This window comes from Actinokineospora inagensis DSM 44258 (assembly GCF_000482865.1).
In the GTDB taxonomy this organism is placed as follows: domain Bacteria; phylum Actinomycetota; class Actinomycetes; order Mycobacteriales; family Pseudonocardiaceae; genus Actinokineospora; species Actinokineospora inagensis.
Map to the genome: position 1 here is coordinate 85,703 of NZ_AXWW01000028.1, position 24,025 is coordinate 109,727.

The window sequence follows — 24,025 nt, forward strand, 5'->3', positions numbered from 1 at the left end:
GGGACTTCGGGCAGACTGGGGTCCGTGAACCTGGTCACCATCGAGGACATCCGCGCCGCCGCCGACCGGATCGCCGGGACGGCGGTGCGCACCCCGCTCGTGCCCGCGCCGTGGGCCGACCGGCCACTGTGGATCAAACCGGAGAACCTGCAGCCGGTCGGCTCGTTCAAGATCCGCGGCGCGTTCAACGCCGTCGGCCGGATCGACCCGGAGCGCCGCGCCCGGGGCGTCGTGGCCTACTCCAGCGGCAACCACGCCCAGGCGGTCGCGTACGCGGCGAAGGTGTTCGGCGTGCCCGCGTGGATCGTGGTCCCCGAGGACACGCCGCGGGTGAAGGTCGAGGCCACCCGCGCGCACGGTGCCGAGGTCGTGCTCTCGCCCATCGGGCAGCGCGAGGTGCTGGCGAACGAGATCGTCGAACGCGAGGACGCGACGCTGGTGCCGCCGTTCGACGACCCGGGGGTGATCGCCGGTCAGGGCACGATCGGCCTGGAGATCGTCACGGACCTGCCCGACGTCGACCTGGTGCTGGCCCCGGTGAGCGGCGGTGGGTTGATCTCCGGGATCGCGGCGGCCGTCAAGGCGCTGCGACCCGCGGCGCAGGTGTGGGCGGTGGAGCCGGAACTGGCGGCGGACACCGCGGCGAGCCTGGCGAAGGGCGAACTCGTGTCGTGGCCGGTCGAGGACCGGAACCGGACCATCGCCGACGGCCTGCGCAGCCAGCCGTCCGAGCTGACCTTCCGGCACCAGCGGGCGCACGTCGACGGGATCATCACCGTCAGCGAGGACGAGATCCGCGACGCCGTGGCCGTCTTGGCGCATCGGGCGCACTTGGTCGCCGAGCCAAGCGGGGCGGTGACCGTGGCCGGTCTGCTGCACCACGCCGACCAACTCCCGGCCGGGAAGACGGTGGCCGTGCTCAGCGGCGGCAACGTCGACCCGAGCGCGCTGGCGGACCTGCTGAAGGTCTGATCACGACGACCGGTCGGCGACCTGGGCCGGTGGGGCGTCGATCCCACACGCGGGTGGGATCGGCGCGGCGAGGACGTTGTCGCGGATGCTCAACGCCATGAGGCCGCCCGCGGTGGCGAGGGCCGCGCAGATCAACAGGGCGACCCGCCACCCGTGGGTCAGGGCGGTGGGGTCGGTGTAGGCCGCGCCGGTGAGGCCCGCCGCCGCGGGCAAGACGGCGACGGCGAGCAGGTTCCCGGTTCGCGCGACGGCGTTGTTCACCCCGGAGGCCAGGCCCGCGTACCGGTCGGGCGCCGCGGCGAGGACGGTGGCGGTCACCGGGGCGACCACGATGGAGAGTCCGAGGCCGAACACCACGACGGCGGGCAGCACCGAACCGAGGTAAGACGCTCCCGGGGCCACTCTGGTCAGCAGCAGCATGGCGCCCGCGACCACGAGCGGACCCAGGACGAGGAACCAGCGCGGCCCCCAGCGGGCCGCCAGCCGGCCGGACCGGGAGGACAGCACGAGCATGATCACGGTGATCGGCAGGCTGGACACCCCGGCCTCGGTCGGCGTGTAGCCGAGCGAGGTCTGCAGTTGCATGCCCATCAGCATCAGCACACCACCGAGCGCGGCGTACACGACGAACGTCAGCGCGTTCGACACGACGAAGGTGTGGTTGGCGAACAACGCGGGCGGCACCAGCGGCGACTTCTGGCGGCGTTGCAGCAGGACGAACGCGGCGAACGTGCCGACCCCGAGCACACCCGAGCCGACCACGAGCCAGTCCAGCCCGCGCCCCGGCAGCTCGACCAGGGCGGCGGTGATGCCCGCGAGACCGAGCGCGCCCAGCACCGAGTCGAGGACGTTGACGTGGCCGGTGCTCTCCTCGTCGCGCGTCTGCGGCACGTACCGCAGCGCCAGCCACACGCAGACCGCGGCGACCGGGATGTTCACCAGGAACGCCAACCGCCACGACCACGCCTGCACCAGCAGACCACCGACGAACGGACCGATCGCGGCCGCGATGCCACCCAGGCCGGACCAGGCGCCGATGGCGCGGGCGCGGTCCTCGCGGTGGAACACCGACTGCAGGATGGCCAGCGAGCCCGGGGTGAGCAGCGCGCCGCCAATTCCCTGGAAAACCCGGGAAACGACCAGCATCAGCGTGTTGGCGGCCAACCCGCACAGCACCGAGGCGGCGCCGAACCAGACCACGCCGACGATGAACACGGTCCGCCTGCCGTAGCGGTCGCCCAGCGAGCCCGCGACGAGGATCAGGGCGGCGAGGGCCAACAGGTAGCCGTCGAGCATCCACTGCAGACCGGCGACGGAAGCGTCGAGCTCGCGGCCGATCCGCGGCAGCGCGACGTTGACGACACTGCTGTCCAGCATGGCCATGCCGGAACCGAGGATGGTGGTCGCCAGCACGCCCCGGGCGCGGGCGGTACCCCAGCGGACGTCGGTCATCCGGTCAGGACGGCCGGTTCAGCGTGGCGACGAACTTGTACCGATCGCCCCGGTACACCGAGCGCACCCACTCGACCGGTCGCTCCTCGGTGTCGAACGAGTGCCGGGACAGCAGCAGCATCGGCATGCCGACGTCCGCGCCGAGCAGCTCGGCCTCGTGCGGTCCGGCCAACGCGGTCTCGATCGTCTCCTCGGCGTGGCCCATCTCGACGTCGAACCGCTCGCGCAGCACCTGGTAGAGCGAGCCGCCGCCGCTGACGTAGCGGCGCAGGCCGCGGAAGCGACCCAGCGGCAGGTGCGTGGTCTCCATCGCCATCGGCTCGCCGTCGGCCAGCCGCAGCCGGTGCAGCCGCAGCACCTTGGCGCCCGCCCGGATACCCAGCAGCCGGGCCAGGTCGGCCTCGGCGGGGATCTCGGACACCTCCAGCAGCTTGCTGGACGGCTCGCGGCCCTGGGCGCGCATGTCCTCGGTGTAGGAGGAAAGCTGCAGCCGCTGCGCGACCTTGGGCTCGGCGGCGAAGGTGCCCTTGCCCTGCACCCGCAGCAGCCTGCCCTCCACGGTCAGCTCGGCGAGGGCCTGGCGGACCGTGGTGCGGGAGACGTCGAACTCGGTGGCGAGCGAGCGTTCGGTCGGGATGGGCGAGCCGGGTGGCAGCGACCCGAGCAGGTCGAGCAAGTGGCGCTTGAGACCCCAGTACTTGGGTTCCCGTTGCACGCGCGCCACGGTGTCCGACCCGTCGGCCGTGGACATCTCCAGCATGGCGTCCCTCCTGAGTATTGCGCCCGACCCGTACAGAATGCCTTGTCGGGGGTACCTCACGCGATCACACCCCGCCTGTTTGGCCCGACCGTGACCGGCGGGGGGCGGGCGGGGACCCGCCCGCACGGTACAATTGGTCTAGACCTTACCGCTCGCGGAGCGGCGGATGGCGAACCAGCGGCGATCCGGTGACCGCGTGCGGGCCGAGATCTCCGCGCAACCGGCTGCGGTGGCATGGTGGCCTGGCGCGGCGGTCGCCGGTTCGCCGGATGCCTTCACCGAGGTCTTGCTGTCTGACGGACTCGTGTCGTCGTCCACGACTTGTTGTGGTGCGCGGCCGGATTTGTCCGATGTGCTCGCTGTGAGAGTCAGCCAATCGGGTGGTTCTCAGATCTGGTCGAGGAGATCTGCGACGCACTTGCCGTGGCGGCCACCAACATGCCGGGGGCGCCGCTGGTCGAGCCGCCGAGTCGGCCGTCGCGCGCGGTCGCGGCCACCAAGATCCACACCGCGTTGTACCTGCTCGTCGACGCCGTGCGCGGCGGTCGCGGGGGCTTTGGCGGCCGAGAACGCGGACGAGGCGGTCGCCGGGCCGCGGTCCGCCGACCAGGTCGTGACCACCGGCCAGGGCTACTTTCTCGGCGACCGCCGCGCTCAAGCTCGCCCCCAAACGTCACCCATCTCAGCGACAGAAGTTATCCACAGGAGAACCCCTCCGTCGGCCTCGTCAAGACCCACTGTCGGTGCCCACCGGTAGACTGGCATCGAGGGCTGCCCCGGGAGGGTGGGGGCCGCCCGTAGGGCGGTGGGGGTGGCTTGGCAAGCAGGTGGGGGCGGGTTCGGCGGATCGGGTGAGTGGGGGACTGGGGGTCCGGCCGAACTGCCTATCGAGGTGCCCCGGGTGGCCGAGGAGGTCGTGTCGATCCTGGAGGTGCTGCGGTGGCGACCCGGGGGTGCCGCGGGGGGTTCAAGAAGATCACCCGCATCCGGTGATCGCGGTTTCCTAGACTGGGTCGATGCGGAGGACATCGTTCGCGCAGTGGCCGTGCTCGATCGCGCGGGCGATGGACCTGCTCGGTGATCAGTGGACGCTGCTGGTGCTGCGGGAGGTCTACCTCGGTGAGCGCCGGTTCGACCGGATCCAGGCCGAGTTGGGGATCGCCCGCAACACGCTCACCGAGCGGCTGGACCGGCTGGTCGGCGCGGGGCTGCTGGTCCGCGAGCGCTACCAGGACCGGCCGACCCGCTACGAGTACGTGCTCACCGACATGGGCCGCGACTTCTGGCCCGCGCTGGCGGCCATCATGCGCTGGGGCGAGCGGTGGCTCACCGAGGACCGACCGGTGCGGCTGCGGCACAGCACCTGCGGGCACGAGACCGAGGCGGTGGTGACCTGCTCGGCCTGCGGCGACCCGCTGGCGGTGCGGGAGGTGGAGGCGGAGCACCTGGGCGCCCGGTCGATGCCGGGGGGTGCCCGCTCCGCCGAGGGGGTGGAGCGGAGCGGGCAAGCCCATGTTACGCCGAACGGAGTAGCGGGTCGATGACCGGGGTCGCGCTCGGCATCGACGTCGGCGGGAGCAGCACGCGCGCGCTGGCCGTCGACGCCGGGGGCGCGGTGGTCGGTCGGGGGACGGCGGGCGGGGCGAACCCGAACACCAACGGTCCCGCGCACGCGGCCGCGCAGGTGCTCTCGGCCGCCTGCACGGCGCTGGGTGAGCGCCCGGTGGCGGCCTGCGTGATCGGGATGGCCGGGGTGTCCACGATGAAGGACCCGGCGGTGGCGGCGGAGTTCCAGCCGGTGTTCGAGTTGCTGCGGCCGCGGCTCGTGTCGGACGCGGAGGTCGCGTTCGCCTCGGGGACGGCGGCGCCGCACGGCACGGTGCTGATCTCGGGGACCGGGTCGATCGCGATGCGGATCGTGCACCGGGCCAGGGACGCGACCTCCGGCGGGTTCGGGTGGTTGTTGGGGGACGAGGGGTCGGCGTACTGGATCGGCCGGGAAGCCGTCCGGGCCACGTTGCGGATGCTGCAGAGCGGCGACGTGCTGGGGCCGCTGGCGCGGAGCGTGGTCTCGTTCCTACCGGCGGAAGACGACCAGTTGGCGTTGTTCGGGAAGCTGATCCGCGCGGTGAACCGGGAGGCGCCGATCCGGTTGGCGCGCTTCGCGCCGCTGGTGTGCGAAGTGGACGACCCGGTGGCGGCGGGCATCGTCGAACGGGCCGCGCAATCGTTGTCCGGTCAGGCGATCGCGGTGCACGACGGCGGGCCCGTGGTGCTGGCGGGCGCGGTGATGCGGACGATCGTGGGAACGCGGGTGCGGGAACTGCTGGCCGGGCGGGAGGTGGCGGAAACCCGGGACGGGGTGCTCGGGGCGGCCTGGCTCGCGGCGGTCGACGCGTTCGGCGAGGACGCGATCCCGCCTAGTTGACCGGCTCGCGGACCCGCGGGTGGCGGATGCCGGGGTGGTCGTCCGGGAGAGACTTCCGGAGCACGGCGGCGCTGACCGCGACAACGACCGCGACCAACGGCCACGACAACGCGACCCTGGCCACGGCGAGCGCGGTGACCTGGCCGATCGACCACAGGAACCCGTAGACGACGGTGCGCAGCACGTACTGCAGGACCCACACCCAGCTCGCACGGTTGTACGCGCGCAGTAGCCACGGGTCCTTGCGCCAGCGGAACCGTTGACCCAGGAGCAGGCCGACAACAACGCCGAGCAGCGGCCAGCGGATCAAGATGCTGACCGCCCAGGCGAGCGCGCTGGCGACGTTCGACAGCAGTTGGATCAGGAAGAAGTCCTCGGCGTGGCCGGTGTGCAGCACCACGACCGCGGCGACCACGACCGCCGCGATGCTGCCGATCACCGCCGTCGGCCTGTCGCCGCGGGCGAGCCGGGTGACGGCCACCACGGCGGCCGACCCGATGGCCGCCGCCGTCGCCCAGCCGACGGTTGACGTGAGCAGCCACACCAGGGCGAACGCCACCGGCGGCACCGTGGCGTCGAACGCGCCACGGCGACCGCCCAGGACGTCGGACAGCGAGTCGGTCACCCCTCCAGCCTGCCCGATCCCGGTCGCACACCGGAGTGTCGGGGGGCGGCACTACCGTAATCCGGTGACCGGGCGGGAATGCGCAGGCATACTGTGCGCGTTTGGTCGGTGAAAGCAACGGTCCCTGGGGAGGTCACTGTGCACGGCTGGGCGAGTTGGATCGCGATCGGCGACAGCTTCACCGAGGGGATGAGCGACCTCGACCCGGACGGCCGCTACATCGGTTGGGCCGACCGGCTCGCCGACATCATGGCCGCCCAGGAACCCGACTTCCGCTACGCCAACCTCGCCCTGCGCGGCAAGATGCTGCAGGAGATCGTCGAGGAGCAGATCCCGGTCGCCCTGGCCGCCCGCCCGTCCCTGGTCACCCTGTGCGGCGGCGGCAACGACATCATCACCCCCGGCACGGACGTCGACGACGTGGCCGCCCTGTTCGACACGGCCGTCGGGGCCCTGCGCGCCGCCGGGTCCGAGGTGGTCATCTTCACCGGCCCCGACCCCAAGGTCCAACCGCTGATCCGCCGCTTCCGCGGCAAGGTCGCCATCTACAACGGCCACCTGCACGCCATCGCCGACCGGCACGGCGCCCGCCTGGTCGACCTCTGGTCCATGCCCGCCCTGCACGACCGCCGCTCCTGGTGCGACGACCGCCTGCACTTCTCCACGGAGGGCCACCGGCGGATCGCCCTGCGCACCGCCGAGGTGCTGGACGTGCCGGTCACCGAGGACTGGCGCGAGCCGCTCCCCAGCGAAGACCGCAAACCCTGGCTGCAACTGCGCCAAGACGACCTCGCCTGGACGACCACCCACCTGATCCCCTGGGTACGCCGCCAAATCCGCGGCGAATCCCTCGGCGATGGCCTGCAACCCAAACGCCCCGAACTGACACCGTGGCGAGCGGACGACCACACGGCCGGGGTGTGAGTGTCGAACCCGGCTGAGCAGCCCCCGAATCAAGCCTAGTCGAGGCCACCGACGAACTGGGGCTCTCGGACGCGGCCTGTGGACAACCAGTGGCTGTGTGGAGCGCGGTCGTGGCTACGCCGGTGTCGACCCCAACAGACCAGTGGACCCTCCGGCGTGATCAGCAGGATCGGGGAGCGACGGGGGCGTGGTGGACGACCTGCCGATCAGACTGTCGCCGTGCGGAAGGGCACCGTAGGTCAGCCGACCTGAGCAGCCCCCGAATCAAGCCTAGGCGGGCTGGGCGACAAAGTGGGACGTCGCGATGGCAGTTGTGGACGAACAACCGCCCTGTGGACAATCCACGAACACAACCGGCGATCAACCGGCCCACCGGTGAATCGGTTGTCCACAAACAAGACGGCTGTCCACAGCGGCCAAGCAGCCTGCACTCTCCACACCCGTCCGGCCATACGTTGGGCCTCGGGGGATCCCGGTGTCGGCGGGGAGCAGGGCAGGGGTCAGTTGAGTGTAGTGGCAGGCGCGGCAGTGTGGGGGCGGGGCGAGTGGGGGTGTGGACAAACGGGGGGCATATGACGCACCGGCCGGCTCTCCCTCCCCCGAGAGCGCCGGCCGGTGCGTCGGGCCGCACCCCCAATTTCTCCCGCCGCGGCCCAGGGTGACGGTGAGTCGGTCACCCTGCGGGGGGAGGATGCCGGCATACGGCCGGGTCCGGCTAAGCGTTCACTAAACGTCGGTGGGGAGGGCGGCCAGTCCGGCTTGGACGGCGTCGGCGGCCGGGGATTGGACCAGGCGGTAGAGCTCCAGGGCGAGGGTGAGTTCGACCCGGGCCTCGGCGATGTCGCCGCGGTCGCGGTGGACGCGGGCGAGGACTTCGCGGGCGAACGCCTCGGTGAGGTCGAGGCCGTTGGCTTCGGCGAGGTCGACGGCTTCGCGGGCGTGGGTTTCGGCGGCTTCGAAGATGGTCAGCTCGTGTTCGAGTTCGGCGAGGTTGGCCAGGGCGATGCCGACGAAACCGAGGTCGCCGACCTGCCGGTAGAGGGCCACGGCGCGGGCCTGCGGGCCGACGGCTTCGGCGGGGGCGCCCAGGTTCCGGTGGACCTGCGCGATGTTGTTGAGCAGGTTGGCCTCGCCGAGCCGGTAGCCTGCGCGGTTGGACAGGTCGAGGGCTTTGCGGTAGCCGGCGAGGGCCTCGACGTAGCGTTTTTGGCCGTAGAGGGCGCTGGCCACGGTGTTGAAGCCCATCGCCATCAGCTTCGTGTCGCGCAGTTCGGTGGCGATGGCGACGGCGCGTTCGGCGTCGGCGACGGTCTCGTGTTCGCGGTCGAAGCGGGTGAGCAGGACGCAGCGGCTCAACCGCATCAGCACCTCGCCGCGGCGGTCGGCGGCGGCCTGGGCGGCGGCGAGACCGAGGCGCAGCACGTGTTCCCAGTCGTCGCGGCGGGAGCGGACCCGGCGGTACTCGCTGGCCATCCTGGCCAACTGCCACACCTGGGTGTGCAGCCCGGCCTTCGCGCCCGCCTCGACGGCGGCGACCACGTTGGGCCACTCGCGTTCGAACCAGGCGAGGGCGTCTTCCCGGCTGTCCAACTCGGGGCGCGGCACGTCGACGTCGGTCGTGGCGTGGTCGAGGTCGTCGGCGGCGTCGCGCAGGTGGCGGCGGCTCTGGTCGGCGGCGACCAGGTAGTGCCGGAGGACGGCGGGCAGCGGGTCGGTGCCGGTGCCGAGTTCGCGGGCGTAGAGCCGGACCAGGTCGTGCGCGCCGAACACGTCCGGGTCGGTCTCGGTGACCAGGAACAGCGCGGCCAGTCCGCGCAACCGCTCCCTGGCCGCGGCCACCGGCAGGTCCCCCATGGTGGCCAGCAGGTGCGGGCCGAAAGTCGGACCGGGCACGGCGCCGACCAACCGGAGCACGTCGGTGTGGCCCCGGTCCAGCCCCCGGACGGTGAGGTCGAGGGCCGCCCGCACCCCCGTGTCGACGTCCTGCACGCGCAGCGCGCCCAGCCGGGTCCGCTCGTCGGCGAGCTCGGCGACCAGCTCGCGCAGTGACCACTGTGGACTGACGACCAGCCGGGCGCCCGCGATCCGCAGCGCCAGCGGCAGGTGGTCGCAGAGCCGGGCGAGGCGGGCCCGCAGGCCGAGCTCGTCCGGCGCGGGCGGGCCAGCGGCGTGCGTGATGACCGCCTCGGCCTCGTCCGGCGGCAGGGTGCCCAGCACCCGCGGCGCGGCGCCGTGGGTGACCAGGCCGTCGAGCCTGCGCCTGCTGGTGACCACCACCATCGACCCCGGTGAGCTGGGCAGCAGCGGCCGGACCTGGTCGGAGTCGCGGGCGTCGTCGAGGACCACCAGCACCCGCCGCGCGGCCAGCAGGGACCGGTAGAACGCGGCGCGCTCGGCCTGGTCGTCCGGGATGTGCTCGGCGGCCACCCCGAGCGCGAGCAGGAACCGGGCCAGGACCTCGGCGGGTTTGGCCGGGTCGTGCCGGGGGTCGAAGCCGCGCAGACCGGCGTAGAGCCGCCCGTCCGGGAAGTCCGCCGCCGCGCGGGCACCCCACACCAGGGTGAGCGCGCTCTTGCCGACCCCGGCGGGACCGACCAGCACCCCGATGGCGGGCGCGGTGCCGTCCGCGTTGTCGCGGATCTGGTCGAGCCACTTGAGTTCCTCGGCGCGGCCCGCGAACCCCGGTGGCGCGGCGGGCAACTGGGCCGGGGTGAGCACGCCGACCCGTGGCGCGATCACCGGCGCGGGGCGGGATTCGAGCAGCGTCGAGTCGTCGCGCAGGATGCGGCTGTGCAGTTCGCGCAGGCCGGGACCGGGGTCGAGGCCGAGCTCACCGGCGGCGCGGTGCGCGAACCGCTGGTAGATCTCCAACGCGGCCGCGCGCCTGCCCGAGCGGTAGAGGGCCAACACGAGTTGACCAACCAGGTGTTCCCGGAACGGGTGCGTGTCGACGAGGGCGGCCAGCTCACCGATGACCTCGTCGTGGCGGCCGAGTTCGAGGTCGGCGTCGATGCGCGCCTCCAGCACGGTCAGCCGCAACTCGGCCAGTTCCGGCGCGCGGACCCGACCGCCGATGCCGGAAAGCTCCGGACCGCGCCACAACGCCTGCGCCCGACCGAGCAACTCGGCCCGCGCCGCGGCGGGCCGGTCGCGCGACTCGGCGAGCAACGCCCTGGCCAGCGCCACATCAATGCGTGCCTCGTCGACGACCAGCCGGTAACCGGGACCGGCGGTCTGGATCCTGGTCGCCCGCGATGAGTCCACTGTGGACAGCCAGCGGCGCAGCCTGGACACGTAGCCCTGCACGATGGTGCGGGCCGTCGCGGGCGGTTCGTGGTCCCACAGCACATCCATCACGTGCTCGACGGAGACCACCTGGTTCGGCTCCAGCAACAGCAGCGCCAGCATGCCACGCAATCCCGGCCCACCCGGGACCACCGTGTTCGCCCCCACCAGCGCGCACACCGGGCCCAGCACGCAAAACCGCGGTCCGCTCTGCTCCGGATCCGCGAGCGCGACATGCGCCACTCGGTACCACCCCCCGATCGGACCGACTCCCCTAAGCCGGTTCTTTCGCGCTCCCGCGACAAACCTAGGGCGTATCGGAACCCGTGGGCGCCGTTGTGGCACTAGTCAACCGGATGGCCTAATGACTATGGACCGGCGATATGCCCCGCCCAACGGAATTCCCCGGATGAACGGCCCAACACCACCGCCGCTGGCCCGTGGTTGTCCACAACCAGTTGAGTTGTCCACAGCCGGCGCCCACCCCCTCTTGACAGTTCCCGTTCCGCGCTATCGTCAGGAATGGGCGACCGGCCCCCGGGTGGGTGGGGTCTGGCTTGGGGGCGGACGGGGCTGAAGTCAAGCGCTGGATCGGGGGATGTCGGCGGGCGGGATGTCCGCGGCCAGTCGGGATGTCGGCGACCGAGAGATGAGGCGGGATCGGGAAGGTGTCGGGTCGGGTGGCCTGAGCTACGCGCGTGGCGGCCAGGTTATTGACCAGCGTCCACGCGCAGCGGGCACCCCGTAGTCCCACGTCCGGGCATAGCGGCGTGTTGTTGGCCCACGCCCACGCCCAGTGGCCGTCTTATTGGCCCGCGTCCACGCGTAGCGGGCATGTTGTTCACCCGCATCCCTCTTGGCGGGGCTTGGGCCGCACCGGCGTGGGTGGCCGCCTGTCTGCTTGTCGAGATGGTGATGCTTCTTGGCAGGCGGAGAAGATTCCGCGTCAATGCGAAGTCGGGCTCCGAGTTCGGCGGGCTCGGGTACGGCGCGGAATGACCGGGTGTGACACTTCCGCCGCACTTGTGGCCCACCGGGTCCGGTCTCGTGGTTGCATTGGACGTCCGGGAGGAGCGCGCCATGGCGGCTGTACCCGGCAAGACCTTGACCTCGCACGGCTGGCCGTCGCGGACAACTCGGCCACGTCCGCCTCGTGGGTTCCCCGCGCGGCGACCGAATTGTCGAACTAGGCCTTGACCTGCTGGACGAAGTCGCCGCGGGGGCCAGCGGCCGAGGTCGGGTGAGCTGGATCGGCCCCGCGGCCCGACCGATCCCGACTCGGTGGGCGCGGGGCCGTACTCCGCGTGAGTTGGTCCACAGCACGTCGGGCTCACCCCGAGTGGGAACTCGACCAGCTCTTGATCAACCGTGCGCGAAGCGCGGGGCAATGGTAACAGATGGGTCACACGTGATCACGGACGGGTCACCTGGTTAGCGCTGCGAACGTTCTCGCGGCGATGAAGTCCGGGCGGGGTGCGGGCGCGGCGTACGGGGTGACCAGGGGGTTCTCCACCGAGTTGAAGACCACGAAGATGTTGGACCTCGGGAACGGGGTGATGTTGTTGCCGGAACCGTGCATCAGGTTCGAGTCGAACAGCAGCGCCGAACCGGCCGGGCCGGTGAACTGGTCGATGCCGTGTTCGGCGGCCAGCGCGGTGATCGCGGCGCGGCTGGGGACGCCGATCTCCTGTTCGGTCAGCGACACCTTGTAGTGGTCGGACGGGGTCTCGCCGACGCAGGGGACGAAGGTGCGCTGGGAGCCGGGCAGCACCATCAGGCCGCCGTTGAACGGGTGGTTGTCGGTGAGCGCGATGGACATGCTCACCGCGCGGGGCAACGGCATACCGTCCTCGGCGTGCCAGGTCTCGAAGTCCGAGTGCCAGTAGAAACCCTTGCCCTTGAAGCCGGGCATGTAGTTCACCCGGCTCTGGTGCACGTAGACGTCCGAACCGAGCACCTGGCGAGCGCGGTCGAGCACCCGTGGGTCGCGCACCAACTCCGCGACGAGGTCGCTGGTCCGGTGTACCTCGAAGATCGAGCGAACCTCGTTGGACTCCCGTTCGACGATGGTGCGTTCGTCGGCGCGGATCTCGTCGTCGCTCGCGAGGCGGTCGAGTTCGGCGCGGAACGCCTGGACCTCGCCGGAGCTGAGCAGATCGGTGTACCGGGAGTGGCCGCGGGTGTCGTGCGCGGCGACGGTCGCGGCGTCGATCGGGCCGTCGATTCCGCCCCACACGGTCGGTTCCGGTCGCTCGACGGTCGGTGCGGGCTCGGGCGTGCGGGTGCGGTAGTGGTCCTGGACCCGGGTTTCGGTGAGCGTCATCGGGTCTCCTCGGTGATCAGCGGGTAGACCCCGTTCTCGTCGTGCACCTCCCGGCCGGTGACCGGCGGGTTGAAGACGCAGACCGTGCGCATCCGGCTGCGCACCGTCAACTGGTGGTGTTCGTGCCCGTCGAGCAGGTACAGCGAACCCGGCGCCAACCGGTGGATCTGGCCGGTTTCCTTGTCCAGCAGCTCACCCTCCCCCTCGACGACGAACACGGCCTCGACGTGGTTGGCGTACCAGAACTCGTTGACCCTGCCCGGGTACAGCACGGTCTCGTGCACCGAGAACCCGACGGCGTCCTTGGCCAGGATGATCCGCTTGCTGCGCCAGTTCTCGGCCTGGACGTCGCGGTCGGTGTCGGTGATCTCGTCCAGCGTGCGGACGATCATCGGTTGCCTCCTCCAGGATGGGCTTTACCGGGTGGCGGCCACGGACTCGGTGAGGATCCGCAAGCCGTCGTCCAACTCGTCGTCGGTGATGGTCAGCGGCGGCATGACCTTGGCGACCTCGCCGTCCGGGCCGGAGGTCTCCATCAGCAGGCCACGCTGGAAAGCGGCCGAGCAGACGGCACCGGCGGTCGCGCCGTCGGCGAAACGCAGGCCACGGGCCAGACCACGGCCCTTGGCGCGCAGGTCGGCGTCCGGGTGGGCGTCGGCGATGCCGAGCAGGACCCGTTCGACCTGTTCCCCCTTGGCCAGCGTGCTTTTCTCCAGGGTGTCGTCGGTCCAGTACGCGCGCAGGGCCTCGGTGGACGCGACGAACGCCGGGTTGATGCCGCGGAAGGTGCCGTTGTGCTCGCCCGGCTCCCACACGTCCAGGTCCGGCCGGATCAGGGTGAGCGCCAGCGGCAGGCCGAAACCGCCGATGGACTTGGACAGGCACACGATGTCCGGGGTGATGCCCGCGACCTCGAAGCTGAAGAACGGGCCGGTGCGGCCGCAGCCCATCTGCACGTCGTCAACGATCAGCAGGATGCCGTGCCGCTCGCACAGTTCGGCCAAGCCGCGCAACCACTCCACACGCGCGGCGTTGATGCCGCCCTCGCCCTGCACGGTTTCCACGATGACAGCGGCGGGCTCGTTCAGGCCGCTGCCGCTGTCGGCGAGCAACCGCTCCAGCCACAGGAAGTCCGGGACCCGGCCGTCGAGGTAGTTGTCGTAGGGCATCGGGGTGGCGTGCACCAGCGGGACGCCCGCGCCGCCGCGCTTCATGGAGTTGCCGGTGACCGACAGCGCGCCCAGCGTCATGCCGTGGAAGGCGTTGGTGAAGTTGACGACCGACACGCGGCCGGTCACCTTGCGGGCCAGCTTCAGCGCGGCCTCGACCGCGTTCGCCCCGGCCGGACCGGGGAACATGACCTTGTAGTCCAGCTCGCGCGGGGTGAGCACCAAGTCCCGAAAGGACTCCAGGAAGTCGCGCTTGGCCACGGTCTGCATGTCGAGGGCGTGCGTGACGCCGTCGCGCAGGATGTAGTCGACCACGGCCTGTTTGAGCACCGGGTTGTTGTGCCCGTAGTTGAGGGCGCCCGCACCGGCGAAGAAGTCCACATAGGACTTCCCGGACTCGTCGTAGAGGTGGCTGCCGACCGCGCGGTCGAACACGACCGGCCAGCCCCGGCTGTAGCTGCGAACCTCGGATTCGAGCGTCTCGAACACGGTCATCGGAAATGCCTCCCCAGCAGTGGTTCGGGCCATGACGGGCATCAAGCGAGGACAGGTCGCCGCACCAGCGGGCCGATCCGGTAAAGGTCCTCGGCCGCGTGGTCGTCGGGGAAGTGGTCGGCGGCGAACAGGTCTCCCCGGCGCAGCAGTGCCCCGTGTCGCTGCGCCAGCGCGCGGAACAACGCGATCGAGGCGGCGTTGTCGGCGGTGATGGTGGTCTCCAGGTGCCGCACACCGCGCGGGGCGAGCCGCTCCAAGAGGTGGTCGAGCAGACTGCCCGCGATGCCGCGTCCGCGCTGGCTGTCGTCGACCGCGATCTGCCACACCACCACGGTGTCCGGCGCTTCCGGCCGGACGAAGCCGATGACGAACCCGACCGGTCGACCGGCGACCCTGGCGACGGCCGAGGTGGCGGCGAAGTCGCGGCACCACAGCAGGTAGGCGTAGGACGAGTTCAGGTCGAGCGTGCGCGAGTCGCGGGCGATCCGCCACAGCTCGGAACCATCCTCAGTGGACGGCTCGGTGATCGCGATGTCGTGCGTTTCCCCGGACATACCTCAGGAACGTAACAGCGATGGACGGCCGCGTCCGAACGAGCGGATCGCGGAACCCGGTGCTCACCTGGGGATTCGGCGGATCACCGGTGAGGAGGGCAACAGTGCGGTTGTCCTCCTCACCGGCGTCGTGTTAACGGGTCAGCCCGCTTCCCGGGACTGCGCCCAGATATCGATGCCGGAGTCGACCGCGTGCCGGTCGATCTCGGCCAGTTCGCCGTCGGTCAGCGGCGGCGCGTCGACGGCGGCCAGGTTCGCCTCCAACTGGGCCACGGAACTGGCGCCCACCAGGGCGGAGGTGACCCGCGGATCGCGCAGCACCCACGCGATGGCCAACTGCGCCAAGGATTGGCCGCGCTGCTTCGCGACGGCGTTCAGGCCGCGCACCCGGGCCAGGTTCGCCTCGGAGATCAGGTCGGGCGAGAGCGATGAGTGGCGGCTGGCGCGCGAACCCTCGGGGATGCCGTCGAGGTAGCGGTCGGTCAGCAGGCCCTGGCCGAGCGGGGAGAACGCGATGCAGCCCGCGCCGACGTCGTCCAGGGTGTCCAGCAGTTCCGGCTCGATCCAGCGGTTGAGCAGGGAGTACGACGGCTGGTGGATCAGCAGCGGCACACCGGCGTCCTTGAGCAGTTCCGCCGCTTCACGAGTCGCGGCGGGCGAGTACGAGGACACGCCGACGTAGAGCGCCTTGCCCTGCTGCACGGCGGTGACCAGCGCGCCAACGGTTTCCTCGAGCGGGGTGTCCGGGTCGAAGCGGTGCGAGTAGAAGATGTCGACGTAGTCGAGGCCGAGCCGGGCCAGCGACTGGTCCAAAGAGGACAGCAGGTACTTGCGCGAGCCCCACTCCCCGTACGGCCCAGGCCACATGTCGTAGCCCGCCTTGGTGGACACGACCAACTCGTCGCGGTACGGCTTGAAGTCGGTGGCCAACACCCGACCGAAGTTGGCCTCCGCGCTGCCGTACGGCGGTCCGTAGTTGTTGGCGAGGTCGAAGTGCGTCACCCCCAGGTCGAACGCCCGGCGCAGGATGGCCCGGCCCGGCTCGAACGGGCGGTCACCCCCGAAGTTGTGCCACAACCCCAACGACACCGGCGGCAGCTTCAACCCGCTGCGGCCGACCCTGCGGTACGCGGTGCGGTCATAACGACTGTCCTCGGCCCGATACGACATGGGACTCCCTTCGGTTCGACCCCATTCTCGCTCAGGAGTCCACATCGGTTCTGCGCGCGTACAGCACCTCTTCGTTGAGCTCGAGCCCGTTGACCACCCGCAGCGCGGCGACGACGGCGTCACCCACCAGGCTGGACGACACCTCGGGGTACTCGATGAGCAACGCGGTGTGGCCGTGATCCGCCGGGGTCTCGGTGACCGCGCCACGCAGGAAGCCGAACACGGCGGCCTTGCGGTCCGGGAGCGTGAGCGTGAGGCGGTCGCGGCGGATCGGGGTGAGTGTGGGGCTGAACAGGAGCGCGTAGAGGAGGTCTTTGGCGTGGCTGAGCAGGTCCTCGCCGGTGGTCGTCCGCTGCGCTGGGCTGATCATCAGGCCGGGTGGTGGGGGTGTCGCCAGGCACTCGCCGCTGTCCCAGGCGCCCAGGTGAGCGGTGTGCTCGGCGAGGGTGGTGGTGTCCAGGTCGACTGGACGGGGGCGGTGAGGCGTGGACTGCGGGGCGACGGTGGCGAGCAGTTGGTCGACCAGCCACTCCCGGGGCTGCGCCATCAACTGGCTGCGCAGCGTGGACGCGATCTCGCCGGGACCTGCGGATGCCTGGCGAACCATGTCGTCGAACCCGGACATGACCGGGAAGGTAGGCCGGGAGGACCACCGGACTCCAGCCACTTCACCCGATGGTGGCTGGTCGGCGCCTGACCTGCGCTCGGCTGTGCGCGGACCCGACGACCGTCGCGGGCTCGGTCTCACCGACCGAGATGAGGAGCGCGTCGCGCTTGGGCACGTTGTCCACAACCGGTCAAGTTGTCCACAGCCCGGTGTCGGGCGCTCTTGACAACTCGTTGTTCGCGGTACGTTCAGGAATGGGCCCCCGGCCCCCGGGTGGGTGGGCCCCTGCCTGGACCACGACGGCGGTTCCGTCAAGCCAGCGGCGGGCCACGATCGGCTGAAGGCGGGCGCGGTGACTGTCCACAGGCGGTCGGATTGTCCACAGTCCTGGGTGGCCCTCTCTTGACAAGCCGCGACCCGCGCTAGTTTCAGGAATGGGCCCCGGCGCCCCGGGTGGGCGGGCCCCTGGGGTGGGGCGGGGTGCGGCGAATGTCAAGGGCGGCTGGGGTGCGGTCGGGTGAACCTGGGTGGAGGAACCCTGGCCGGGCGAATGCGGGCGAGAGGAATGCGGCGGGGTCAGGGGTTGGTGGCGGTCACGGCGGCGGAGAGGTCGTTGACGGCCTTGGCGACGGGGTCGACGGGGGCGGTGACCTTGGCCAGGTGGTCGAGGAGGCGCTGGAGTTTGCGCTTGTCGGGTTTTTCGGCGGTGAGTTCGGTGGCGACTTCGTCCGTCACTGCCGTGGCCTCGGTGGGGGTCTCGGGGTGGGCGGCGAGGAGGCGCTGAATGGTGTTGACCAGAGCTAGCGGGTCAACACCGTTTTGGACGGCGTGGGCGTTGTCGCCGATGGCGGTGGGGCCGGTGTGTACGGTGCCGCCGAAGACTTGGAAGCCCTTGTTCACGTTCACGGGCGGGTCGCCTCCACGTTGCCGCTGGTGGCTTCGGCGCCGCTGCCGACGGCGAGGGCGCCGACGGTGTTGGTGCCGCCGGTTTGGATGAGGCCCTCGTTGAGGATGGTGGTGGAGCGGCGGCGGAGTTCGTCGGTGTCGACGTTGTGGGACTCCAGGAAGTCGATGACGGCCTCCAGGATGTGCCGTTCCACCAGTTTCAGGTGCTTGCCCGCGTCGCGCAGTTGGAACTGGCTGTGCCAGCCGCCCGCGGCGGCCGTGTCGCGCACGGAGTACCCGGTGCCGAAGTCGAAGCCGAGGTCGTCGAGGGCGTCCTCGGTCTCCTCGTCGGCGAAGCGGGTCATCCGGTGGCCGTAGCGCAGGTAGGAGACCAGGATGAACGGGGCGGCGACGAGCCTGCCGATGACGCCGCGCACCGCCTTGCCGAAGGCGTCCGCGATGTCGCTGAACGACGGTTCGAAGGTGCCGCGCTCGTCGACGCGCAGGTTGGTGCCGATGGGGCGGGTCGCGGAGCGCTCGCACTCGGCGTAGAGCATGTGGCCGTTGGTGGAGAATCGGAGGAACGTGCTGGCCACGATATTCCCGCCCCACGACGGCACGTGCACCGCCAGGTAGTGGCGCAGCGTGTCCTCGGGGTTCCCGGCGATCGCGGCGAGCACCTCTTGGTCGACCTCGGCTGCGGGCGCCCCCTCACGGCTCGCCAGCAGCCGGTCGTCGAGGGAGGTGCCCTCGGCGAACACGCGGTCCTCGATGAGCACGGCGGCGAGCCGCTCACCGACGCCGGGGTCCGCGGTGAGCGTGGCGAGGCGGGCGCGGACGTGCTCGGTCAGCTCGGTCGCGGTGAACGGGGTGATGTCGCCGGTGGGCTTGTGCGAGATCGGGTCACCGGTCGGTCGCACCGGCAGCGCCCACGACCAGCCCGCCTCGGCGGTCCCGTGGCCGATGAACGGGTAGAAGCCGCTGAACACGGTCACGTTGCCGCGCTCGGCCCGGTCGACCTCCTCCAACCGGTCGGCCGCCCACACCGGTATCTCGTCGGGTCGACCGAAGTGCTCGGCGAACCGGTCCGGTTTGAACAGGTGGAACACCCGCCGCCGCATCGCGAAGTGCTGGTACGTGAGCAGGGCCGCGCCCGCGAGCAGCCCGAGCAGGATCAGCCACGGACTGGCGAACGCGAGCAGCACCGTGGCCAGCAAGATCCCGGCCAGTGCCCCCTCCAGGTCGCGGCGCAAGCGGACCGCGGTGATGCCGTGCTGCAGCACCAGTGAGGTGGACAGCCCCGGGGACGCCGCGATGGCGCGCACCCGGCTGCCCAGCACCCCGCTGACCACCGAGTTGGCGAACCAGTCCTCCAGGTACACCGCGCCGCACAAGGCGCGGGTGACGGCCGATGTCCTGGGGTCGCCGGGCCAGCCGGTGACGTCCCCGGCGGGACCGGACCCGGACGAGTAACCCCCTCGGGACCTCGACGTGTAGGTCCCCCGGGACCCCATGTGATCGACCACCCACATCACCCCCGCCGCAACCATGCCCATCACGACACCAGCGGAGGCGGCGTTCAGCAGGGCATCGGACAATTCGCCGCCGTCGCCGATGTAGATGTCCTTGGCCACCTCGGACTCGTAGACCAGCCAGGCCGCGCGGCCGAGCAGACCGGCCACGCCGAACGAGACGACCAGCACCACCACCTGGCGCCGTGGCACGCCGCCCACCAACTGCTCGGCCACGATCAGCACAAACGCGGTGACCACCAGGAACGCGATCAGCGGGCTGAGCCACACCTCGGGATCGACCCACCAGGCCGCGGGCGCGAGGTACGAGGGCCAGCCTGGGCCGATGTCGCGGACCAGTTGGTTGCCCAGCACCAACTCGTAGAGCAGGGCGAACAGCATCCCCTTGGCCACGAGTGTGCGCACGCACCGAAGCTAGGGGCGGCGGTGATCTTGGTCAACCGCGGTCACCCGGTTGCCGAGCCCGACGCTTGATAGGTAAGGCTAGCCTAATTTACTATCGGGTGACGTCCGGCGAGGAGATTGGTCTGTCCACCGTGGATACCCTGGATGCGCTGCCGGGCCACCGCGCCCTGGTCGCCCGGCCGCGACTGCGCCGGGTGCTGCCCGCCGACGAGACCAAGGTGCTGCTCACCGACGCGCCCGCCTTCTACGCCGCCGATACGGCCGACCTGCTGCGATCCGCATTGGTCGTCGCGTCGCGCGGCGCCGTGGACGCACCGGGTGGACTGTCCCGGATAGTTCGTCGGTTCACCTACGACAACCGCCATCCGTCTATGGGTTTCCGGTTCGCGAGAGAGAGTGAGCCGGACTCGGAGGAGCACGACATCGACGTCGCGGTGCGGGTTTTAGGCGGGCAGTTGACGTCAACGTGGTCGTGGCGCGCGGAAGCGACAACTGAGCGCGCGGTCGCTGGCCTGGCGCGACTGTGGAGTGCGGCGCTGACCGGGATTGTCAAGGAAGTCCGCTCGGCGACTCCGATTCCGAGCGTCTTGGAGCAAGAACCCGTCGAGGTCCAGGTAGATCTACCGGCGACCGTTAGTCCTGACCGGGTGCGGATAGCGGTAACCGCACTGTTGAGCCGTTACCCCTACCTCGCCACCCGGCGGCACGTCGGCGACGTCGCGTTCGCGGTACCGGACGCGGACGCGGCATTGGTCAAGGTGGACCTGACGCGCACCAACTCGGCCCGCGCGCGGCTGACGATCGCGGCGAACCCGTTGCTCGTCGGCGACCTGGTCGGGCTCGCCAGGGAGCTATGCGGGGAGATCCAGGCCACGTCTGGCGGCGGACCGTGGACTCCCCCACGATGGCTAATTAGGTTAGCCTTACCTGCCTAGCTGCCTAGTCGATGAAGGGACCGCGGTGACCAGCGACGCTCAGCCCGAGGTACGCGATGTGGTCGGGATCGGCTTCGGGCCGTCCAACCTCGCCCTGGCCATCGCCGTGCACGAGCACAACCGGCGGCACCCGGACCGGCCGGTCGACGCGCTGTTCCTGGAGCGGCAGGCGGACTTCGGCTGGCACACCGGGATGCTGATCGACGACGCCACCATGCAGGTGTCGTTCCTCAAGGACCTGGTCACCATGCGCGACCCGGCCAGCGACTTCAGCTTCCTGTGCTACCTGCGCGACCGGGACCGGCTGGCCGAGTTCATCAACCACAAGACGATGTTCCCGCTGCGCACCGAGTTCCACGACTACCTGAGCTGGGCCGCGGCCAGGGTCACCGACCAGGTCCGCTACGGCGCCGAGGTCGTGTCGGTGCGGCCGGTGGAGACCGACGGCGTGGTCACCCACTTCGACGTGATCGCCAAGGACGCGGCCGGTGCGATCGGCACGGTCCGCGCGCGGGACATCGTCGTCGCGACCGGGCTGCGGCCGAAGCTGCCTGCGGACGCCGTCCCGTCCGACCGGGTGTGGCACAACATCGACCTGATGCACCGGCTGCCAGGGCTCGCCGCGAGCGACCCGCACCGCGTGCTGGTCGTCGGCTCCGGGCAGAGCGGCGCCGAGGCCGTCGCCGAGCTGCACACGGCGCTGCCGCGGACCCAGATCTGCTCGGTGTTCGCCCGCTACGGCTATGCCCCCGCCGACGACAGCCCGTTCGCCAACCGCATCTTCGACCCGCGCGCGGTCGACCACTTCCACGGCGCGCCCGCCGAGGTGAAGCGGATGTTGCTGGACTACCACCGGAACACGAACTACTCGGTGGTCGACATGGATCTGATCGAAGACCTCTACCGACGGGAGTATCGGGAGCGTGTCCTCGGCCGCAAGCGCCTCGACATCCGCAACTCGTCCCGGGTGACGTACACGCGCGAGACCGACGAAGCGGTGTACGCGACCGTGGAGTTCCTGCCCACGGGTGAAGTCGAGGTGCTTGAGTGCGACGCGTTGGTGTACGCGACGGGCTTCCGGCCGCTTGACCTGTTCGGCCTGCTCGGGCGCGCTGCCGCTGTCTGCGAACGCGACTCGACGGGGCTACCTGTCGTCGGACGGGACTACCGGGTGCGCACGGTCGACAACGTCACCGCGGGCGTGTACCTGCAGGGCGCCGAGCACAGCCACGGTCTCACCGCGACTCTTCTGTCGACGACGGCGGTGCGGGTCGGCGAGATCCTGGAATCGATCCTCGGTGTTCAGGCAGTTGCACCGGAACGGGTGGCTGTCCACTGAAGAATGTCACTGCCCTTCAGTACCTTGGAGGCATGGCAACACTGGTGACCTTCCACGCCCACCCCGACGACGAGTGCATCCAGTGCGGCGGGGTCATGCGCAAAGCCGCCGACGAGGGGCACCGCGTGGTCCTCGTCGTCGCCACCCGCGGTGAGCTGGGCGAGGTCGAGGACGGTTTCCTCGCGCCCGGCGAGGACCTGACCACCCGCCGGGTCGCCGAGACGCACGCCGCCGCCGAGATCCTCGGCGTCTCCCGCGTGGAGTTCCTCGGGTACACCGACTCCGGCATGATGGGCGAACCCACCAACGAGATCCCCGGCAACTTCTGGACCGCGTCGGTCGAGGAAGCCGCCACCCGGCTCGCCGCGATCCTCACCGAGGAGTCCGCGGACGTCCTGACGGTGTACGACGACAACGGTGGTTACGGGCACCCCGACCACATCCAGGTCCACCGGGTCGGCCTGCGGGCGGCCGAGCTCGCCGGGACACCCCGCGTGTACCAGGCGACGGCCAACCGCGACGAGATCGACGAGCGCCGGGCCGCCGCGCGCGCCCAGGGGGAGGACTTCGGGCCACCGGAGGACATGAAGATCGGCAAGCCCGCCGTCGAACTGACGGCCCGGGTGGACGTGACGGCGTACGCGGGCGCCAAGCGGGCCGCCATGCGGGCGCACGCGAGTCAGATCGCCGAGGACAGCTTCTTCCTGGCCCTGCCGGACCCGGCGTTCGCGCTGGCGTTCGGGACGGAGTGGTTCATCCGGGACGGGCAGGGCCCGGGGATCACCGAGACGGACATCATGGCCGGGCTGTGACCGCCGCCGCTGTGTGGGCATCGCGTGTGCCCACACAGCAGACGGCCCCTACGGACGGGAGGTGAGGTAGCCACCCATGTGCTTGAAGTACTCGTGCGCCGGGAGCTCGGTGCCGTCGGCCGTGCGGACGCTGGTGACCAGCAAAGCGTGGTTACGACCGCGCCGAGCGTCATGCCCGGCGACGATGGCGACCCCGTCACCCTCCCGGTAGAAGACGCGCCCCGGGGTACCGCCGTACTTCGCCTCGGACACCCGCGCGGTGACAATCTCCAGGCGCTTGCCCCGGTGGAAGCAGAACGCACTCGGGTACGGAGCGGACTGGGCGCGAACCAGCCGGTCCAGTTCCTCCGCCGACCAGGCCCAGTCGATCCGAAGGTCCTCCTCGGCGCGCTTGTGGAAGAAACTGGCCTTCGACCGGTCCTGCGCCGTGAACTCCTTACCCGCCTCGATCGCCGCCAACCCATCGATGGTGATAGGCCCGAACAGGGCAAGGGTCTTCTCGAACAGGTCCGCCGAGGTGTCCCGAGGCCCCACCGGCACCGCCCGCTGCTCCACGATCGGCCCCGCGTCCAACGTCTCATCCATCATGTGCGCCGTGACCCCGACCTCCTCCTCACCGTTGATCAACGCCCAGATGAGCGGCGAGAACCCGGCGTACGCGGGCAGCAGGGCGTCGTGGACGTTCAGCGTCCCCTTGGCCGGGAGGGTGAAGATCCGCGGCGGGATCCACGTCCGCCAGTTCGTCGCCACAATGACATCCGGCTGGATCTCCTCCAACCTCGCCAACAACCCGTCATCCGCCCGCTCCCGCACAATCACCTCAACCCCGTGCCCCTCGGCCAACTCGGCAACCGAGTCACTCCACACCTTCTCGTAGGCCCCCTCCCCCGGCGGATGAGTGACCACACCCACAACCTCGTGCCGAGACGCCAACAACGCCTCCAACGTCCGATGCCCCCAAGTCTGAAACCCGAACATGACGACACGCATGGATCCTCCCGATGTTTGCTTAGCCTATCCTTACCACGGGTGGGGTGGGAGGGGTTATTGGAGGTGTGGAGGCCCCGCTGTCAAGCCGCCATCAGGAGTGGATCTATGCACAGGCCCATCCCCAGCCTGTGGATCAACGGGGGACAGACCGAAGGACCAACACCCGCGCGCGAAGACCCAACGGCCAGAGCCCCTAGACCGTGACGACCGTTCAGCGCCAACGCCCCAGCCCACACCGGCACCGCGCCCAAAAGCCCGCCCGAAATCAACGAAGCCCCACTCCCGCACCGCGCGCCTCGAAACCCCCTACACCAACTGCCCGCTGGGCTAAAGCACCACAACACGCTCGCGCCGCGCGCCTCG

Annotated in this window: 21 protein-coding genes; 7 read left to right on the forward strand and 14 right to left on the reverse strand. The window is 70.6% G+C overall.

What is annotated here, in order from left to right; genetic code table 11:
• Window positions 1-24: 24 nt before the first annotated feature.
• Window positions 25-972: a threonine ammonia-lyase gene (locus H504_RS0112300; RefSeq protein WP_026423013.1), complete on the forward strand. Its 948-nt coding sequence runs from the start codon at window positions 25-27 to the stop codon at window positions 970-972.
• Here H504_RS0112300 and H504_RS0112305 read toward each other — a convergent pair whose 3' ends face one another.
• The 3 genes from H504_RS0112305 to H504_RS0112320 form a co-directional block, all read right to left on the reverse strand.
• Window positions 973-2,424, reverse strand: coding sequence for an MFS transporter (locus H504_RS0112305; RefSeq protein ID WP_026423014.1), 1,452 nt, complete (start codon window positions 2,422-2,424; stop codon window positions 973-975).
• A 4-nt stretch (window positions 2,425-2,428) separates the two neighbouring features.
• Window positions 2,429-3,184, reverse strand: coding sequence for a GntR family transcriptional regulator (locus H504_RS0112310; RefSeq protein WP_026423015.1), 756 nt, complete (start codon window positions 3,182-3,184; stop codon window positions 2,429-2,431).
• A gap of 387 nt (window positions 3,185-3,571) precedes the next feature.
• Window positions 3,572-3,805, reverse strand: a complete 234-nt coding sequence (locus H504_RS0112320; RefSeq protein ID WP_026423017.1) for a hypothetical protein — start codon at window positions 3,803-3,805, stop codon at window positions 3,572-3,574.
• Window positions 3,806-4,200: 395 nt separating this feature from the next.
• Between H504_RS0112320 and H504_RS34690 the strand changes: the two genes are divergently transcribed.
• Entirely contained in the window at window positions 4,201-4,728 is a 528-nt protein-coding gene (locus H504_RS34690; RefSeq protein ID WP_084467598.1) for a winged helix-turn-helix transcriptional regulator, read from the forward strand.
• Window positions 4,725-5,612 (forward strand): N-acetylglucosamine kinase, encoded by an 888-nt coding sequence (locus H504_RS0112330; protein WP_026423018.1) that lies wholly within the window; start codon window positions 4,725-4,727, stop codon window positions 5,610-5,612. The genes H504_RS34690 and H504_RS0112330 overlap by 4 nt, the downstream gene beginning before the upstream one ends.
• Here the strand turns inward: H504_RS0112330 and H504_RS0112335 are convergent.
• Window positions 5,605-6,237, reverse strand: coding sequence for a DUF3159 domain-containing protein (locus H504_RS0112335; protein WP_026423019.1), 633 nt, complete (start codon window positions 6,235-6,237; stop codon window positions 5,605-5,607). The genes H504_RS0112330 and H504_RS0112335 overlap by 8 nt on opposite strands.
• 138 nt (window positions 6,238-6,375) lie before the next feature.
• On the opposite strand from H504_RS0112335, the gene H504_RS0112340 reads away from it, so the two are divergent.
• A complete protein-coding gene (locus tag H504_RS0112340) occupies window positions 6,376-7,161 on the forward strand; it encodes an SGNH/GDSL hydrolase family protein (protein ID WP_026423020.1) in 786 nt (261 codons plus the stop codon).
• Window positions 7,162-7,887: 726 nt separating this feature from the next.
• Here H504_RS0112340 and H504_RS0112345 read toward each other — a convergent pair.
• From H504_RS0112345 to H504_RS0112390, 9 genes are all read right to left on the reverse strand, one after another.
• Window positions 7,888-10,689, reverse strand: coding sequence for an AfsR/SARP family transcriptional regulator (locus tag H504_RS0112345; protein ID WP_026423021.1), 2,802 nt, complete (start codon window positions 10,687-10,689; stop codon window positions 7,888-7,890).
• Between the two features lie 1,180 nt (window positions 10,690-11,869).
• Window positions 11,870-12,769 carry an ectoine hydroxylase gene (thpD, locus tag H504_RS0112350; protein ID WP_026423022.1) on the reverse strand — a complete coding sequence of 300 codons (900 nt, stop codon included), beginning with the start codon at window positions 12,767-12,769 and terminating at the stop codon, window positions 11,870-11,872.
• Window positions 12,766-13,161 carry an ectoine synthase gene (locus H504_RS0112355; protein WP_026423023.1) on the reverse strand — a complete coding sequence of 132 codons (396 nt, stop codon included), beginning with the start codon at window positions 13,159-13,161 and terminating at the stop codon, window positions 12,766-12,768. The genes thpD and H504_RS0112355 overlap by 4 nt, the downstream gene beginning before the upstream one ends.
• Window positions 13,162-13,185: 24 nt before the next feature.
• Window positions 13,186-14,433 carry a diaminobutyrate--2-oxoglutarate transaminase gene (gene ectB, locus H504_RS0112360; protein WP_026423024.1) on the reverse strand — a complete coding sequence of 416 codons (1,248 nt, stop codon included), beginning with the start codon at window positions 14,431-14,433 and terminating at the stop codon, window positions 13,186-13,188.
• A gap of 41 nt (window positions 14,434-14,474) precedes the next feature.
• The gene (gene ectA / locus H504_RS0112365) at window positions 14,475-14,987 is read right to left on the reverse strand and encodes a diaminobutyrate acetyltransferase (protein ID WP_026423025.1); all 513 of its coding nucleotides are present in this window, start codon (window positions 14,985-14,987) and stop codon (window positions 14,475-14,477) included.
• Between the two features lie 141 nt (window positions 14,988-15,128).
• A complete protein-coding gene (mgrA, locus tag H504_RS0112370; RefSeq protein ID WP_026423026.1) occupies window positions 15,129-16,157 on the reverse strand; it encodes an L-glyceraldehyde 3-phosphate reductase in 1,029 nt (342 codons plus the stop codon).
• A 31-nt stretch (window positions 16,158-16,188) separates the two neighbouring features.
• Window positions 16,189-16,782: a hypothetical protein gene (locus H504_RS0112375; RefSeq protein ID WP_026423027.1), complete on the reverse strand. Its 594-nt coding sequence runs from the start codon at window positions 16,780-16,782 to the stop codon at window positions 16,189-16,191.
• A 558-nt stretch (window positions 16,783-17,340) separates the two neighbouring features.
• The gene (locus tag H504_RS0112385) at window positions 17,341-17,670 is read right to left on the reverse strand and encodes a hypothetical protein (RefSeq protein ID WP_026423028.1); all 330 of its coding nucleotides are present in this window, start codon (window positions 17,668-17,670) and stop codon (window positions 17,341-17,343) included.
• Complete coding sequence (locus H504_RS0112390; protein ID WP_026423029.1) at window positions 17,667-19,586, reverse strand: hypothetical protein; 1,920 nt, start codon at window positions 19,584-19,586, stop codon at window positions 17,667-17,669. Before H504_RS0112390 ends, H504_RS0112385 begins: the two co-directional genes overlap by 4 nt.
• A gap of 131 nt (window positions 19,587-19,717) precedes the next feature.
• Between H504_RS0112390 and H504_RS0112395 the strand changes: the two genes are divergently transcribed.
• The 3 genes from H504_RS0112395 to H504_RS0112405 are packed head-to-tail and all read left to right on the forward strand — an operon-like array spanning window position 19,718 to window position 22,672.
• Window positions 19,718-20,521 (forward strand): hypothetical protein, encoded by an 804-nt coding sequence (locus H504_RS0112395; protein ID WP_157440362.1) that lies wholly within the window; start codon window positions 19,718-19,720, stop codon window positions 20,519-20,521.
• Between the two features lie 25 nt (window positions 20,522-20,546).
• Window positions 20,547-21,860, forward strand: coding sequence for a lysine N(6)-hydroxylase/L-ornithine N(5)-oxygenase family protein (locus H504_RS34695; protein ID WP_035304150.1), 1,314 nt, complete (start codon window positions 20,547-20,549; stop codon window positions 21,858-21,860).
• 32 nt (window positions 21,861-21,892) lie between these two features.
• Window positions 21,893-22,672, forward strand: coding sequence for a PIG-L family deacetylase (locus tag H504_RS0112405; protein WP_026423031.1), 780 nt, complete (start codon window positions 21,893-21,895; stop codon window positions 22,670-22,672).
• 48 nt (window positions 22,673-22,720) lie between these two features.
• Here the strand turns inward: H504_RS0112405 and H504_RS0112410 are convergent, their stop codons facing one another.
• Window positions 22,721-23,662 (reverse strand): methionyl-tRNA formyltransferase, encoded by a 942-nt coding sequence (locus H504_RS0112410; protein ID WP_026423032.1) that lies wholly within the window; start codon window positions 23,660-23,662, stop codon window positions 22,721-22,723.
• Between the last annotated feature and the right edge of the window lie 363 nt (window positions 23,663-24,025).

What these genes read in the sequence shown, in the direction of transcription:
- thpD (WP_026423022.1), bottom strand. Translation starts at nt 12,769, where the DNA reads ATGACGCTCACCGAAACCCGGGTCCAGGACCACTACCGCACCCGCACG.
- H504_RS0112330 (WP_026423018.1), top strand. Translation starts at nt 4,725, where the DNA reads ATGACCGGGGTCGCGCTCGGCATCGACGTCGGCGGGAGCAGCACGCGC.
- ectB (WP_026423024.1), bottom strand. Translation starts at nt 14,433, where the DNA reads ATGACCGTGTTCGAGACGCTCGAATCCGAGGTTCGCAGCTACAGCCGG.
- H504_RS0112405 (WP_026423031.1), top strand. Translation starts at nt 21,893, where the DNA reads ATGGCAACACTGGTGACCTTCCACGCCCACCCCGACGACGAGTGCATC.
- mgrA (WP_026423026.1), bottom strand. Translation starts at nt 16,157, where the DNA reads ATGTCGTATCGGGCCGAGGACAGTCGTTATGACCGCACCGCGTACCGC.
- H504_RS0112410 (WP_026423032.1), bottom strand. Translation starts at nt 23,662, where the DNA reads ATGCGTGTCGTCATGTTCGGGTTTCAGACTTGGGGGCATCGGACGTTG.
- H504_RS0112355 (WP_026423023.1), bottom strand. Translation starts at nt 13,161, where the DNA reads ATGATCGTCCGCACGCTGGACGAGATCACCGACACCGACCGCGACGTC.
- H504_RS0112375 (WP_026423027.1), bottom strand. Translation starts at nt 16,782, where the DNA reads ATGTCCGGGTTCGACGACATGGTTCGCCAGGCATCCGCAGGTCCCGGC.
- H504_RS0112310 (WP_026423015.1), bottom strand. Translation starts at nt 3,184, where the DNA reads ATGCTGGAGATGTCCACGGCCGACGGGTCGGACACCGTGGCGCGCGTG.
- ectA (WP_026423025.1), bottom strand. Translation starts at nt 14,987, where the DNA reads ATGTCCGGGGAAACGCACGACATCGCGATCACCGAGCCGTCCACTGAG.
- H504_RS0112305 (WP_026423014.1), bottom strand. Translation starts at nt 2,424, where the DNA reads ATGACCGACGTCCGCTGGGGTACCGCCCGCGCCCGGGGCGTGCTGGCG.
- H504_RS34690 (WP_084467598.1), top strand. Translation starts at nt 4,201, where the DNA reads ATGCGGAGGACATCGTTCGCGCAGTGGCCGTGCTCGATCGCGCGGGCG.